The sequence below is a fragment of the Clostridium sp. Cult3 genome (assembly GCF_021655115.1).
Lineage (GTDB): Bacteria > Bacillota > Clostridia > Tissierellales > Tepidimicrobiaceae > PPXY01.
In genome coordinates, this window is the sequence record NZ_PPXY01000051.1 from 25,339 (window position 1) to 40,833 (window position 15,495).

Annotated in this window: 16 protein-coding genes, 1 tRNA gene and 1 other annotated feature; of the genes, 14 read left to right on the forward strand and 3 right to left on the reverse strand. The window is 33.9% G+C overall.

All coding sequences use genetic code 11. The annotated features are described in order from the left end of the window. Positions 1–11: 11 nt before the first annotated feature. From dtd to C3E88_RS10050, 8 genes are all read left to right on the forward strand, one after another. On the forward strand, positions 12–461 hold the full coding sequence (dtd, locus tag C3E88_RS10015) for a D-aminoacyl-tRNA deacylase (RefSeq protein ID WP_236910042.1): 450 nt from the start codon (positions 12–14) through the stop codon (positions 459–461). A gap of 11 nt (positions 462–472) precedes the next feature. Continuing rightward, entirely contained in the window at positions 473–1,093 is a 621-nt protein-coding gene (locus C3E88_RS10020; RefSeq protein WP_236910043.1) for an MBL fold metallo-hydrolase, read from the forward strand. Positions 1,094–1,145: 52 nt separating this feature from the next. Further along, positions 1,146–1,316: a hypothetical protein gene (locus tag C3E88_RS10025; protein ID WP_236910044.1), complete on the forward strand. Its 171-nt coding sequence runs from the start codon at positions 1,146–1,148 to the stop codon at positions 1,314–1,316. An 11-nt stretch (positions 1,317–1,327) separates the two neighbouring features. Further along, positions 1,328–2,803 (forward strand): coproporphyrinogen dehydrogenase HemZ, encoded by a 1,476-nt coding sequence (gene hemZ / locus C3E88_RS10030; protein ID WP_236910045.1) that lies wholly within the window; start codon positions 1,328–1,330, stop codon positions 2,801–2,803. A 35-nt stretch (positions 2,804–2,838) separates the two neighbouring features. After that, positions 2,839–3,036 (forward strand) — a binding site (T-box leader). Positions 3,037–3,080: 44 nt separating this feature from the next. Next, entirely contained in the window at positions 3,081–4,859 is a 1,779-nt protein-coding gene (aspS, locus tag C3E88_RS10035) for an aspartate--tRNA ligase (protein ID WP_236910046.1), read from the forward strand. 32 nt (positions 4,860–4,891) lie between these two features. After that, the gene (locus C3E88_RS10040) at positions 4,892–5,629 is read left to right on the forward strand and encodes a tRNA threonylcarbamoyladenosine dehydratase (protein ID WP_236910047.1); all 738 of its coding nucleotides are present in this window, start codon (positions 4,892–4,894) and stop codon (positions 5,627–5,629) included. After that, complete coding sequence (locus C3E88_RS10045; protein WP_236910048.1) at positions 5,604–6,029, forward strand: SoxR reducing system RseC family protein; 426 nt, start codon at positions 5,604–5,606, stop codon at positions 6,027–6,029. Before C3E88_RS10040 ends, C3E88_RS10045 begins: the two co-directional genes overlap by 26 nt. Positions 6,030–6,058: 29 nt before the next feature. After that, positions 6,059–6,337 carry a metal-sensitive transcriptional regulator gene (locus C3E88_RS10050; RefSeq protein ID WP_236910049.1) on the forward strand — a complete coding sequence of 93 codons (279 nt, stop codon included), beginning with the start codon at positions 6,059–6,061 and terminating at the stop codon, positions 6,335–6,337. Here C3E88_RS10050 and C3E88_RS10055 read toward each other — a convergent pair. Then, complete coding sequence (locus tag C3E88_RS10055) at positions 6,334–6,771, reverse strand: threonine/serine exporter family protein (RefSeq protein ID WP_236910050.1); 438 nt, start codon at positions 6,769–6,771, stop codon at positions 6,334–6,336. The genes C3E88_RS10050 and C3E88_RS10055 overlap by 4 nt on opposite strands. Further along, positions 6,771–7,556 carry a threonine/serine ThrE exporter family protein gene (locus C3E88_RS10060; RefSeq protein ID WP_236910051.1) on the reverse strand — a complete coding sequence of 262 codons (786 nt, stop codon included), beginning with the start codon at positions 7,554–7,556 and terminating at the stop codon, positions 6,771–6,773. The genes C3E88_RS10055 and C3E88_RS10060 overlap by 1 nt, the downstream gene beginning before the upstream one ends. A gap of 157 nt (positions 7,557–7,713) precedes the next feature. Between C3E88_RS10060 and glyA the strand changes: the two genes are divergently transcribed. From glyA to spoIVA, 6 genes are all read left to right on the forward strand, one after another. Further along, complete coding sequence (gene glyA, locus C3E88_RS10065; RefSeq protein WP_236910052.1) at positions 7,714–8,946, forward strand: serine hydroxymethyltransferase; 1,233 nt, start codon at positions 7,714–7,716, stop codon at positions 8,944–8,946. 130 nt (positions 8,947–9,076) lie between these two features. Then, complete coding sequence (locus C3E88_RS10070) at positions 9,077–10,408, forward strand: DUF512 domain-containing protein (protein ID WP_236910053.1); 1,332 nt, start codon at positions 9,077–9,079, stop codon at positions 10,406–10,408. A gap of 9 nt (positions 10,409–10,417) precedes the next feature. Continuing rightward, complete coding sequence (gene der, locus C3E88_RS10075; protein ID WP_236910054.1) at positions 10,418–11,734, forward strand: ribosome biogenesis GTPase Der; 1,317 nt, start codon at positions 10,418–10,420, stop codon at positions 11,732–11,734. A gap of 1 nt (position 11,735) precedes the next feature. Next, the gene (gene plsY / locus C3E88_RS10080) at positions 11,736–12,332 is read left to right on the forward strand and encodes a glycerol-3-phosphate 1-O-acyltransferase PlsY (protein WP_236910055.1); all 597 of its coding nucleotides are present in this window, start codon (positions 11,736–11,738) and stop codon (positions 12,330–12,332) included. A 17-nt stretch (positions 12,333–12,349) separates the two neighbouring features. After that, positions 12,350–13,384, forward strand: coding sequence for an NAD(P)H-dependent glycerol-3-phosphate dehydrogenase (locus tag C3E88_RS10085; protein WP_236910056.1), 1,035 nt, complete (start codon positions 12,350–12,352; stop codon positions 13,382–13,384). A 115-nt stretch (positions 13,385–13,499) separates the two neighbouring features. Further along, the gene (gene spoIVA, locus C3E88_RS10090; RefSeq protein ID WP_236910057.1) at positions 13,500–14,978 is read left to right on the forward strand and encodes a stage IV sporulation protein A; all 1,479 of its coding nucleotides are present in this window, start codon (positions 13,500–13,502) and stop codon (positions 14,976–14,978) included. A 240-nt stretch (positions 14,979–15,218) separates the two neighbouring features. Here the strand turns inward: spoIVA and C3E88_RS10095 are convergent. Further along, positions 15,219–15,295, reverse strand: a tRNA-Pro gene (locus tag C3E88_RS10095). Positions 15,296–15,495 lie beyond the last annotated feature (200 nt).

Genomic DNA, 15,495 nt, shown 5'->3' on the forward strand with positions numbered 1-15,495 from the left:
GGACGGTATTTATGAGAGCAGTAGTACAAAGGGTATTAAATGCCAATGTAAAAGTTAATGGGGATACAGTTGGTAAGATAGGGAAAGGCTTGTTAGTTTTCCTTGGTATTGGAGAGGATGATGATAATAAAGATTTAGAATATATGGTAGAAAAGATTTTGGGATTGAGAATATTTGAAGATACTAATAGCAAGATGAACTTATCTCTTTTGGATGTTGAGGGAGAAATATTAGTTATATCTCAATTTACTCTATATGGGGATGTTAGAAAAGGGAAAAGGCCTAGTTTTTCTTCTTCGGCTCGTCCAGAAATGGCAGAGAGTATGTATAATAAATTTATTGCAATGTGCAAAGAGAGGGGAATAAAGGCTGAAGAAGGGATATTTGGGGCTGATATGAAGGTAGAGCTTATCAATGATGGTCCTGTAACCATATTAATTGATAGTAAAAAAATTTTTTAGGAGGGATATTATTGAAAGTTGTAAGGATACCTGCGGGAATTTATGCAGCAAACTGTTATCTAGTCTATTCTGAAAGCAATAAGGAAGGGATTATCATCGATCCAGGTGGAGATGCAGATGATATAATAGCTGAAATAAAGAACTTAGGATTGGATATTAAATATATAATACTAACCCATGGTCATGGGGATCATATTGCAGGGGTTAGGGAAATTAAAGAATATACTAATGCGCCAGTGGCTATTCATAAGGATGATGAACACCTGCTAAAGAATGGAAAGGACAATCTATCTAGCATTATGGCTATGGGAGCGGTGGAGTTAACTGCAGATATATTACTTGATGATGAGGACGAAATATCTTTTGGGAATCTAAATGCAAAAATACTGCATACTCCAGGTCATACTCCAGGCGGAATTAGCATTAAAATTGAAAACAGCATATTTACAGGAGATACTTTATTTGCAGGATCTATTGGCCGAACAGATTTTGAGGGAGGCTCTTTTGAAGATATAATAAATTCAATAAAGAACAAGATACTTGAATATCCAGAAGATACCGTAGTATATCCAGGGCATGGTCCTTCTTCTACTATTAAGACAGAGAAAGTTACAAATCCTTTTTTAAGATAAAAGAATTAATAGCCACCTTTTTGGGAATCTTATGCCATAGGAGGTGGCTTAGTTGAGAAAGCAACAAAAGGAAAACTACAAGAGACGTAAAAGAGCTGTAGATTTACATGATGTTCACGAATTAATAGAAATGGGCTTAAATAGGGAAGAGATATCTAAGGAATTTGGAATTTCAAAAAAATATATTCAAAAGATGATTGATGATTATTATGACGATTATTGAAGGGAGTAACTATGATCTATGTTTATTTAAATGGCCATGATTTTGAATATGATGTTCGAGAATTGCTTAAAGTTTTCTTTTTCAATGAAGATATAATTTTTATACATAGTAAAGATGAATATGAAGGTAGGAGTTTACTTATTGAAAGTATATTGTCTAACGATAATGGTCAATTAAGCTCAACTACTGTAGTATATAAAGATGGTGAACTTATCGCTAGTCAATATGTTAAAAACATAAAAGATATAAAGATTGAACAAGATGATGTTAAGAAGAAAGTAAAGATGGGAATTAAACAGAGTATATATGACATCTTAATACAAATATCAGAAATATCTGCCCCATGGGGTATACTAACTGGAATTAGACCTATTAAGATAGTTCATAGTCTAATGGATAAGGGGGTGGATAATAGGAAGATATTTCATATACTGACTCACGAATATAGGTTATTTTCTGATAAGGCAAGATTGATATTAGATATATGCAAAAGACAAAGAAAATATATATACCCTTTAGATGAGAGTAGATTTAGCTTATATGTGAGCATTCCTTTTTGTCCGACAAGATGTTTATATTGTTCTTTTCCAACATGCAATGTATCTAAATATGGAGAATATATTGATGAATATACGGATAGGCTGATTTATGAAATTAGTATGATTGGCGATATGATGAAGGGAAAGAACATTTCTACGGTATATTTTGGAGGTGGGACTCCTACCGCAATTCCTGTAAATAATTTAGAGAATATAATTCAATCGGTATATAAGTATTTTGGCTATGATAATATTAAGGAAATAACGGTGGAAGCTGGTAGACCAGATACTATCGATAGACAGATGCTAGAGATGCTCAATCAAAACAATGTAGAAAGGATTAGCATAAATCCGCAAAGTATGAATGATCACACATTAAAACTTATTGGTAGAGACCATACTTCTAAAGATATAGTTAATGCTTATTATCTTGCAAGGGAGATCGGCTTTGAAGTTATAAACATGGACTTGATAATCGGCCTTCCCTCGGAGGGATTATGTGAGATAAGAAATACATTACATAAGATAAAAAAGTTAGATCCAGAAAACTTAACAGTTCATACATTGTCAGTAAAAAGAGGATCAAAATTTAAAGAGACTATGGACAAATACCAGATTAATAGCCAAAGGATAATAAATGAGATGTTGGAAAGTACTATGGAATATGCAAGATATATGAATCTTAAACCTTACTATCTATATAGACAAAAGCAGATCCTAGGTAATCTTGAGAATATTGGTTATTCAAAAGAAGATAAGGAATGTATTTATAATATCATTATGATGGAAGAGAAGGAGACAGTAATAGCAGCAGGTATGGGGGGAGTGTCCAAAATATTCTACCCTAAGGAAGATAGAATAGAAAGGGTTCCAAATGTTAAAAGTTTAAAGGAATATCTGGATAGAGTAGAGGAAATGGTAGAAAGAAAGAGAAATCTATTATCTTGACATCATATAAAATATATCTTATAATGATTAAAAACATAAGAACTATGAAGAAGAAGAGTAGTTAAATCCCTTGGTTATAGAGAGTCAGGACTGGTGGAAACTGATGCCAATATTTAATGAAGACACTTCTGAGTTAACAAACTTGGTTTGTTCGCATAATTTGCGTTACAGTTATAAGCGAGGTAAAAGCCTAATTAGGGTGGCACCGCGAGAAATAGCCTCTCGTCCCTGAAACACAGAGATGAGGGGTTTTTATTATTTATAGGGAGGTAATTAGATGAGAGAAAATATGGGAAGTTTACGAAGAAGTCATATGTGTGGAGATTTAAGAACATCAGATGTAGATAAAGAAGTTATACTGATGGGCTGGGTTCAACGGGAAAGAAACTTAGGTTCATTGATATTTGTCGACTTGAGGGATACTACAGGTATATGTCAAATTGTATTTGATAGTACAGTTTCTAAAGAAATATTTAATAAGGCAGCAAAAGTTAGAAGTGAATTTGTATTAGCTGTAAGAGGGAAGGTAAGAAAAAGAGAATCTATAAACAAGGAGATCCCTACTGGAGAAATAGAAGTCTTGGCGGAAGAACTGAGGATATTGGATACAGCTGATACACCGCCTATATATATAAAAGATGATGATAATGTTTCCGAGACTATGAGATTAAAACATAGATATTTGGATTTGAGAAAACCATCTATGCAAAATAACTTAAAGATGAGACATAAAACTGCTAAGCTAGTTAGAGATTTTTTAGATGAAAATCATTTTGTTGAAATTGAAACTCCTATGTTAACAAAACCGACACCAGAAGGAGCTAGGGACTATTTAGTGCCAAGCAGGGTAAATCCAGGCCATTTTTATGCTCTTCCACAGTCACCACAGCTTATGAAACAGCTTTTAATGGTATCAGGTATGGATAGATACTACCAAATAGTAAAATGTTTCCGGGATGAGGATTTGAGGGCGAATAGGCAACCCGAATTTACTCAGATAGATATAGAGATGTCCTTTGTGGATGTAGATGATGTGATAGAACTAAATGAAAGATTACTATATAGATTATTTAAGGAACTTAAAGGTATAGAAATAGAACTGCCTATACAGAGAATGACTTACAGGGAAGCAATGGAAAGGTTTGGAATAGACAAACCAGATTTGAGGTTTGGATTTGAATTGGTCAATATTACGGATATAGTAGCAAATTCTGAATTTAAAGTGTTTAGTGGTACCGTTAAAAATAATGGTTGTGTAAGAGGAATTAATGTAAAAGGCTATGGAGAAGAGTTTACAAGAAAGGATATTTCAAATCTTGAATCCTATGTAAAGGACTTTGGAGCTAAGGGATTGGCTTGGATAAAGATTACTCCTGATGGAATAACATCTCCTATTGCTAAATTTTTATCGGAAGAAGAACTAGATGGCATATTAGATAGAATGGGTGGTGAAGAAGGAGATTTACTGTTGTTTGTTGCTGATAAACCATCAGTTGTTTTTGATAGTTTGGGTAATTTACGAAATGAAGTGGCAAGAAGACTTAATCTTTTAGATGGTGAAGAGCTAAAACTAGTTTGGATTACAGAATTTCCATTATTTGAGTATGATGATGAAGAAGAAAGGTATGTTGCGAAACATCATCCCTTTACCCACCCAATGGAAGAGGATATACATTTGTTAGAGGAAGAACCAGAAAAAGTTAGAGCTAAAGCCTATGATATAGTTATTAATGGAGACGAAATAGGCGGTGGTAGTATTAGGATTAGCAATCAAGATTTGCAGAAAAAGATGTTTAAGGCTCTTGGCTTTTCAGAAGAAGAAGCTTTGGATAAATTCGGTTTTCTATTAGAAGCTTTTAAATATGGCACTCCTCCTCATGGTGGTATAGCTTATGGTTTCGATAGATTGATAATGTTATTAACAGGTAACGACAATATAAGAGATGTAATAGCATTTCCTAAGACTCAGTCTGCCACATGTTTATTAACTAAAGCTCCTACGAATGTTTCGAAAGAGCAGTTAGAAGAACTTCATATAAATTTGGATTTAGAATAGTAATTTTTGCTATTAGATGAAAGGAGATAGGGATGAAGGAACAGTTTTCAAGGACAGAATTATTATTGGGAGCAAGAGCAATGGAAACATTAGATAAGTCCAAGATTGCCGTATTTGGTATAGGAGGTGTGGGCTCCTTTGCTTCCGAAGCCCTAGTTAGGTCAGGATTAGGCAATATTATTCTCATAGATTATGATATAATAGATGTATCTAATATTAATAGGCAAATTCACGCTACATTAAAGACTGTAGGATTGCCAAAGGTAGATGTGATGAAAGATAGATTGCTTGAGATAAACCCAGATCTAAATATAACCACTTACAATCAATGCTATTCTGAGGAGAAAAGTCAAAACTTCCTATCCTCAGATTGGGATTATGTAATAGATGCAATAGATATGGTTTCTTCTAAGTTAAACTTGATAGAAAACTGCAAGGCTATGAACATTCCTATCATATCCTGTATGGGAGCAGGAAATAAATTGGATCCTACTATGTTTCAAATTGGTGACATATATGAAACTAATACTTGCCCTTTGGCTAAGGTAATGAGAAAAGAGTTGAAAAGAAGAGGAATAAAAGATCTAAAGGTTGTATGGTCCAGGGAAAAACCCATAAAAGTTAATTTAGAAAAAAATAATGTTAGAAAATCGGTACCAGGAAGTGTTTCCTTTGTTCCTTCCGTAGCGGGTTTAATTCTTGCTTCTGAAGTTATTAAAGACTTGGTATATGGAGGTGATTCTCATGGAACAAATAGGCTATGTACGTAATACCACTAATGGCATGGCAGAAGTAGAAGTGAGAAGGATTTCAGGTTGTGGTGGTGGTTGTAGTAGTTGTGGAGGTTCTTGCAATGCTCCCAGTCTAATAATAGCAATAGAAAACCTAATAGATGCAAAACCTGGAGATTATGTGGAAATTAAAGCTAAATCCAACAAGATCATCAGATACGCTCTAATAGTTTATATGATACCTTTTGTTATGTTGATATTAGGAATAATTTTGAGTATGAGTTTATTTAAGTCCATGGATATAGTCAATTATGAAACCTATAGTTTTTTTGTGGGACTACTATTTTTAGGAATTTCTTTTATAATAATAAAAAAAATAGATACTTCTATTAAAAAGAAAAATGAAAGTGCCATGGAAATGGTACGAGTATTGAAATAACTTGTACTAGATAAAGGGAGGAAGTGGGGTTGACTTTGAGGACAAATGATAATGAAGCCATAATCAAAAGATTAAGAAGAATTGAAGGACAGGTAAAGGGTATTCAAAAGATGGTTGAAGAGGAAAAATGTTGCGGTGATATATTAATACAAGTGGCAGCTGTTCGATCTGCCATGAACTCTGTTGGTGGATTAATATTGGAGAACCATATGAAGGATTGTCTAAAAAGCTATCTAGATGGTGATGCAGGAGATGAAACATTGGATAGCTTAGTAGATGTAATGATCAAATATGCAAAACAAAATTAACCTTTATATTTAACTCGCTTTATAGATCTAGATAGGGAGGTAGAGATAATTATTCCTAAGGATATGGCAGCTGCTATAAAGAAGGTTTCAGTTCCTTTGCTTATAGCAACATAAAAGTCTTTCCTTACCAAAGCTAACATAGTATAATACATGCCAGCACCCGGAACCAGGGGAACTATTCCTGGTATTATATATACGGTTGCTGGTTTTTTATAATGCCTTGCTAATAATTCTCCTAATATGCCCACTACTATGGCAGCAAAGAATGTACCGGATATATAACTGTTGAAATTAATGGATATAATATAAAAGGTTACCCAGCCTAGTGCGCCTGCTATGCCGGATTTACAAATTGAATTTTTGGGGATGCCGAATAGCATGGCAAATCCTATGGTGGATAAAAAAGAAAACAAAAATTGTTTTAAAATAGACATTAAATCAACCCCTTATAATAAATATTTAATACGAAACCTACTCCAAAAGCAATGGCTAAGGCTGAAAATATGGCCTCCATTCCTCTAGACAATCCTGATACAAAGTCTCCTGATATAGTATCCCTTAAAGCGTTGGTAATTGCAACGCCAGGTACTAAAGACATAATGGAACCTATGATTATTATATCCATATTCCGACCAAAACCTATAGTAGTTGATATGACAGATAAAAAGGAAGCTAGTGCAGCCCCAATAAAATTATTAACAAAAAAGGTCATCTTATATCTATCAATCTTATTTATGGTTATCAGTACAATTAAGCTAATAATATAAGTGACTAGGAAATCTAAAAAAGTTCCACCAAATAACAGGGAAAAAAATGCGCAAGCCAAACTACCAAATAGCATTTTAGTTTTTGGAGTATAATTTCCCATTTTATTTATTTTCTTTAGCTTTGCAATACCTTCGTCTGGTGATATAGTAGAGTTTACGAATTCCCTAGAAAATTGATTTAAAAGATCGATTTTATTCAAGTCGATTTTAATGGTTTTAACCCTTATCAAATAGGTCATCATCTCCCCTTCGTACTCCAAGGAAACGAAGATTCCCGTAGGAGTTACAAATGCATCTGCGTATTTGATGTTCATTCTAGATTTACAGATTCTTTCAATAGTATCCTCTACTCTATAGGTTTCAGCACCGTTTTTTAACATTGTTTTACCAGTTAAAGCTGCTAACAGTAATAATTGTTTTGCCTCTTTTCTTTTATTATTGATATTATCCATAAATTTCACCTCATAAGTATAATAGAGTTGTAAATAATAAGAATTAACTATATAATTAATTTGGAAGAAAAGGATTTTGTATGATTATATTATAGTACTATTCTATGATTAATCAATGGATTAAATTTATTATACCAAAGAAGGGGGATCGAATATAATGGATTTCACCAATTTAAAAAAGTTTGACCCAAAGGTAATGGAAATTATTGAATTAGAAACAAAGAGACAGAGGGAACATATTGAATTAATTGCCTCGGAAAACTTTGTTACACCACAGATTATGGAAGCTATGGGTAGTCAATTGACTAACAAGTATGCTGAAGGTTATCCTAGAAAAAGATACTATGGTGGTTGTGAATATGTAGATATGGTAGAGGATTTAGCAAGGGATAGATTAAAAGAACTATTTGGTGCTGAACATGCTAATGTCCAACCCCATTCAGGATCTAATGCAAATCTAGGCGTATATTTTGCAGTGCTGAAACCAGGAGATAAGGTATTAGGAATGAATTTGTCTCAAGGTGGGCATTTAACTCATGGCAGCCCAGTAAATATATCGGGTGTTTACTATAATTTCGTTGATTACGGGGTAGACAAAGAAACTGAGATGATTGACTACGAAAATGTAAGAAAAATCGCTTTAGAAGAAAAACCAAAGATGATTGTAGCTGGAGCTAGTGCATATCCAAGAACAATCGATTTCAAGAAGTTCAGGGAGATAGCAGATGAAGTTGGTGCTTATTTAATGGTGGATATGGCTCATATAGCCGGCCTTGTTGCTGCAGGTCTTCACCCGAATCCAGTACCCTATGCTGATTTTGTTACTACCACTACCCATAAGACATTAAGGGGACCTAGGGGTGGGGCAATACTTTGCAAGGAACAATATGCAAAGATGATAGACAAAGCCATATTCCCAGGTATTCAAGGTGGACCATTAATGCATGTAATTGCAGCAAAAGCTGTAAGCTTTGGGGAAGCTTTGGAAGATGGTTTTAAGGAATATCAAAAGCAAATTATTAAAAATGCTAAGGTACTAGCAGATAGCTTGAAAGAAAGAGGTTTTAGGTTGGTATCTGGGGGTACAGATAATCATCTAATCCTGTTAGATGTAAGGACTAAAGGGTTAACTGGGAAAAAAGCTGAGGAATTATTAGAGGCGGTTAATGTAACTACCAATAAAAATACTATCCCCTTTGATCCAGAAAGCCCCTTTGTAACTAGTGGTGTAAGAATAGGCACTCCAGCTGTTACAACTAGAGGCATGAAAGAAGAAGAAATGAAGGAAATTGCGAAAATAATCGATTTAGCATTAGATGAGAGTAATGATAGAGAATTAGTTAAAAACAAAGTTCTAGAATTGTGTTCTAGATTCCCACTATATGAATAAAACATATAAGCCTACAATTATGTAGGCTTATATGTTTTAAATATCATAATATAATACACTATCTATTGATTAGGTATTTTGCTATAATATAATAGATAGTAATTAGAACCAATAGATGGAAGGATGGAATATGGAATTAAAAAACATTGATAATAATAAAAACATAATAGAAAAGGTAAAACAAAATAGCATAGGCGAGGAACTTGGTATTCAAAGTGGTGATATATTAATATCTATTGATGGTAGAAAAGTTAGAGATATAATAGATTATAAATATTTGATTTCAGACGAATACGTAGTAGTAGAAATAGAAAAGGCCAATGGGGATATATGGGAGTTGGAAATTGAGAAGGATTTCGATGAGGATCTAGGAATTGAATTTTCAAATCCTCTAATCGATAGAGCAAAATCCTGTAGAAACAAATGCATTTTTTGTTTTATAGATCAATTACCACCAAATATGAGGGAAACCTTATACTTTAAAGATGATGACTCAAGATTATCCTTTTTACAGGGGAATTTTATTACATTAACAAATATGAGCGATGAAGACATAGACAGGATAATTGCCTACAGGTTAAGCCCAATAAATATTTCTATCCATACAACAAATCCAGAACTTAGGATAAAGATGTTAAACAATAAAAATGCAGGTAAAATTTTTCCAATACTTGAAAGATTTAAAGAGGCGGATATAGAGGTGAATTGTCAGATAGTATTAGTACCAGGTGTTAACGATGGAGAAGAATTAAATAGGACTTTGATGGAATTATCTAGTTTATATCCAAGTGTAAGATCTGTGGCCGTTGTACCAGTAGGCGTAACTAAATATAGGGAAGGTTTATATGAAATAGATCCTTTTGACAGTGATGGCTCAAAGGAATTATTATATTTAATAGAGAAGACTCAAAATAAATTTTTGAATAAATTAGGAACACGTTTTGTATTTGCATCTGATGAATTTTATGCTATGTCTGGTAGAGCTTTACCAAATTATGATGCTTATGAGGGATTTCCGCAACTAGAAAATGGAGTGGGGCTTATGAGATCCTTTGAATATGAAGTAGAGGAAGAACTGTCCAGTGTAAGGGAGAAGATTTCGGTAGGTAAAAAATATGTAATTGCTACAGGTACACTTGCTGAGGGCTTTATGAATCATATAAAGAGTCATATAATGAGTAAATTTAGCGACTTGGATCTTAAGGTGGTTCCTATAAAAAACAATTTTTTTGGCACAACTATTACTGTATCAGGCCTAATAACTGGCCAGGATATAGTGGAGCAGCTAGAGATATATGATGGTATAGACGGTATTATTATACCAAAATCCATGTTAAGACAAGATAGCGACGTTTTTTTAGATGATTTAACTATAAAAGATATAGAAAACAAATTAAAGGTTAAAATAATTCCAGTAGAAGTATCAGGCAAAGATTTTGTCGATTTATTTAGGAAAGCATGAGGTGATATTATGAATAGACCAGTTGTTTGTATAGTTGGAAGACCTAATGTAGGGAAATCTACATTGTTTAATAGAATAGTTGGCAGAAGAATTGCAATTACCGAAGACAACCCGGGAGTTACAAGGGATAGAATTTATTCTGAGGCGGAGTGGCTTAATAGATATTTTATTTTAATAGACACAGGTGGACTAGAGCCAGAATCAGAAGAGATAATCCCCCTAAATATTAGAAGGCAAGCTGAGGTAGCTATAGATACTGCTGATGTAATATTATTTGTGGTAGATGGTATAGATGGAGTTACTACAACTGATATAGAAATAGCCAGTATATTGCGTAGATCGGGGAAGGAAGTATTGCTTGTGTGTAATAAAATCGATACCCACAAAACCCCAGATGCAATATTTGAGTTTTATGAACTAGGCGTTGGTGAGCCTATAGTAATATCTGCAGAACAGGGTTTGGGGATTGGAGATCTATTAGACGAAGTAATAGAGCATTTCCCAGAAGATAAGGATACGGACTATGAGGAAGATATTATCAAGGTATCGGTTATCGGCAAGCCTAATGTAGGAAAATCCTCCTTAATAAACAATATATTAGGAGAAGAAAGGGTTATAGTTACAAATATACCAGGGACTACCAGAGATGCTATAGATACCTATTTTACCTATGATGATGAAAAATACGTATTTATTGACACAGCAGGTTTGCGAAGGAAAAGGAGTATTTACGAAAATGTAGAAAGATACAGCGTAGTTCGTACTTTAGCTGCTATAGATAGATCTGATTTATGTATATTGGTGATTGATGGTACCGAAGGAGTTACAGAACAGGATACAAAGATTGCTGGATACGCCCATGAAAATGGGAAGGGAATTATTATAGCGGTAAACAAATGGGATATTGTAGATAAAGAAACCAATACTTATTGGGAGTTTGAGAAAGACATTAGGAATAAGCTAGGGTTTATAGTTTATGCACCTATTGTGTTTATTTCTGCTAAAACTGGTAGAAGAGTAAATAAACTATTGGAACTTATAAAGGTGGTAAATAACAACTATAATTTAAGAATAAGCACGGGAGTTTTAAACGATATAATAAACGAGGCGGTTATATTGAACCAACCTCCTTCAGATAAAGGAGTTAGGCTTAAAATATACTACGGTACCCAAGTGTCTGTTAGACCTCCTAAGTTTGTAGTATTTATCAACAAAAGGGAATTAATGCATTTTTCCTATCAACGGTACCTGGAAAATCAGATAAGACAATATTTTGGATTTGAGGGGGTACCAATTCGATTTGAGTTTAGGGAAAAGGGTGATTAGATTGAAAAATCCATTTTTTGTTGCTCTAATATCCTATTTAATAGGGAATTTTTCATCAGCTTATATCTTGGGGAAAAGGTTTGAAAATAAGGATATAAGGAAATTTGGCAGTGGGAATGCTGGTGCAACTAATGCTTTAAGGGTATTTGGAAAGAAAGTGGGATTATTTGCATTTATATTGGATGTATTCAAGGGTATATTGGCCGTTTATATTGGTGGCTTGCTGTTAGGAGATAGGGGTAAGTTAATTGCGGGAGTTTTAGTTGTATTAGGACACAACTGGCCTATATTTTTAAGGTTTAAAGGGGGAAAGGGTATTGCTACTTCCCTAGGAGTTGTAGTTTCATTACACTGGCCTACTGCTATTATATGTATTGGGATAGGTGTACTGGTTATTATTATTACAAGGTACGTTTCACTAGGCTCTATTGTAGCTGCAGGTCTAGTACCTATTATAGGTATAGTTGCAAACAGACCTTTCAATAAGGATTTCTTCATAACTACATTGATATTGGCTATTCTAGCAATATGTAGACATAAAGATAATATTAAAAGATTGATCAATGGAGAGGAGTTCAAGCTTGGAGAAAGGATATAGATAGAGGTGAATAGGGTATGAATAATTATATAAATATTGGTGTTATTGGTGGAGGAAGCTGGGGAACTGCTTTAGCAATTTTGCTTTCAAACAATGGACATAATGTGGATATGTGGGTGAGGGACAGTTTACAATTGCGGGAGATGAAGGAGTCAAGGGAGAACAAGAAATATCTCCCAGGGATAACATTTCCCCCTAATTTGAATACAACTAACGATATATCTAGAGCAGTACATAATAAACAATTAATATTATTGTCCGTCCCTTCTCATGGAGTTCGACATGTTTTAAATAGTACTAAAAATATTATTAAGAAAGATCAGGTAATAGTTAATGTAGCAAAGGGGATAGAAAACGATACCCTGCTTAGGGTTTCAGAGATAGTAGAAGAAATACTCCCTTGGAATCCTTATGCAGTACTGTCCGGACCATCACATGCAGAGGAAGTAGCTAAAAATCTGCCTACTACCGTAGTATCGGCTTCAAAAGACAAAAGGATAGCTGGATATGTCCAGGATGTATTTATGTCTCCTTATTTTAGAGTATATACTAACCCAGATGTAGTAGGGGTAGAATTAGGAGGTTCCTTAAAAAATGTCATAGCTTTAGGTGCAGGCATTTCCGATGGGCTAAAATATGGCGATAATACTAAAGCTGCATTGATGACTCGAGGGATAATTGAAATGGCAAGACTTGGTGAGAAGATGGGAGCTAATAGTGCTACCTTTGCTGGACTTACTGGAATTGGGGATTTAATCGTAACCTGTACTAGTATGCATAGTAGAAATAGAAGGGCTGGCATATTAATAGGACAAGGCAATACCCTAGATGAAGCTATAGATTCTGTAGGCATGGTGGTGGAGGGAATAAAAACTACCAAGTCTACCTATGAATTGGCACAGAAAAAGCAAGTAGTTATGCCTATTACCGAAGAGATCTATCAAGTACTATATGAAGGAAAGGATGTTAAAAATTCTGTGACAAACCTAATGCTTAGGGACAAAAAACATGAAATGGAAGAGGTCATAAAAGAACAAATAAAGGATTGGTAATATTTAAAACCTGCTAATATTAGCAGGTTTTTATAATCCTTATCATAAAATAGAACTTGCCACATATATATATAATGTTAAATATTATTATATATGATAGATAAGGAGGGAAAACATGGATAGATTTGACATATACAAGGATATTGCCGAAAGGACTGAAGGAGATATATATGCTGGTATAGTAGGACCTGTTAGGACTGGTAAATCTACATTTATCAAAAGATTTATGGAGCTATTAGTATTGCCTAATATCGAAAATAAATATAAGAAAGAAAGAGCAATAGACGAATTGCCTTTAAGTGGTGCAGGTAAAACTATTATGACTACTGAACCTAAATTTGTTCCAAATGAAGCCGTTGAGCTGACATTAAAAGAAAATGTTAAATTTAAAGTCCGAATGGTAGACTGTGTAGGGTATCTAGTCAAGGGAGCCTTAGGCCATATAGAAGATGAAATACCTAGGATGGTGACAACTCCCTGGTATGAAAAGGAAATTCCTTTTGAAGAGGCTGCAGAAATAGGAACAAGGAAGGTAATAGCAGATCACTCAACTATAGGGATTGTTGTAACTACTGATGGTTCAATTACGGATATAGATCGTTCAAATTATATAAAGGCAGAGGAAAGGGTTGTATCAGAACTTAAGGAGTTGGAGAAGCCTTTTGTTATAATACTTAATACAAAACATCCCAATTTAGATAGCACCATAGCCCTTAGAGAAAGCTTGGAAGAAAAGTACGGAGTGTCAGTTTTAACCATTGATTGTTTAAAGATGGACATAGAAGATGTGGAAAAGGTTTTTGAAAAACTATTATTTGAGTTTCCAGTAAAAGAAATTACGATAAATCTACCTGGGTGGATTGAAGGTTTACCAAGAAGTCATTGGATAAAAATGGGCATCTTTGATTCCATTAGAGAGTCCATTAAGACTTTACAGAAATTAAACGAGGTAGAATATTCTTTAGAAACTCTAAATGAATTGGATATAGTTGAAAAGATTGATATTAAAGAGATCAATTTAGGAGAAGGAGTAGTAAATGTAGACTTGGTAATAGATAATGAATTATTCTATCAAGTATTAAAGGAGATGACTGGATATAAGATAGAAGGTGATTATCAGATACTTGGATTGGTTAATAAGCTTGCTCATACGAAAAAGGAATACGATAGAATAGAAAGAGCCTTGATTGAAGCTAATGAAATTGGATATGGTTTAGTAAGTCCAAGTTTGGAGGACTTAGAACTAGCTGAACCGGAAATATATAGGCAAGGGAATCGATTTGGGGTAAAACTAAAAGCAAAAGCCCCCTCTCTTCATTTACTTCGTTGCGATATAACAACGGAGGTATCTCCTTTAATAGGAACGGAAAAACAATCTGAGGAACTGGTCAAATACTTTTTAGATGAGTTTGAAGAGGATCCATCAAAGATATGGCAATCCAACCTATTTGGTAAGTCCTTGTACGATTTAGTAAATGAGCAACTACAGGGTAAATTAAATAGTATGCCAGAGGATGCTAGACATAAGATGAGAAGGGCATTAGAAAGGATTATTAACGATGGCAATGGTGGATTGATTTGTATTATTATCTAATATTATAGCACCAAGATTATATTGAAGGGTAGAAAACATAATTTTCTACCCTTAGTATACAGATATGATCTAGATGAGTAAGCGGAATATCGCTATGCTTTAAAATATATACAATTCAATTCAATGAGTTAAAATTGAATTGTAAAAAATATAACTATATTAATTATTATGAACAAAAAGACTCTAGGTTAAATCCCTAGAGTCTTTTTCAAGACTACCTTAACGTATCAAAATGCAAAATGGTCGGGATGACTGGATTCGAACCAGCGACCCCAAGTCCCCCAGACTTGTGCCCTACCTGACTGGGCTACATCCCGAATTTACACTTAATATTATATATCAAAATATTAAATTTGTAAAGTAGGTTTAACCTATAGAATAGTTGTGGTATACTTAATATACATTAAAGATTAAGTGGAGGTAGATTTTGTTTTGCTAACATATATTCAAAAGATTTTGGTTATGGTATTAATTATTAATATATTGGGGTATATATTAGTTGTATTAAAAGAAAAAA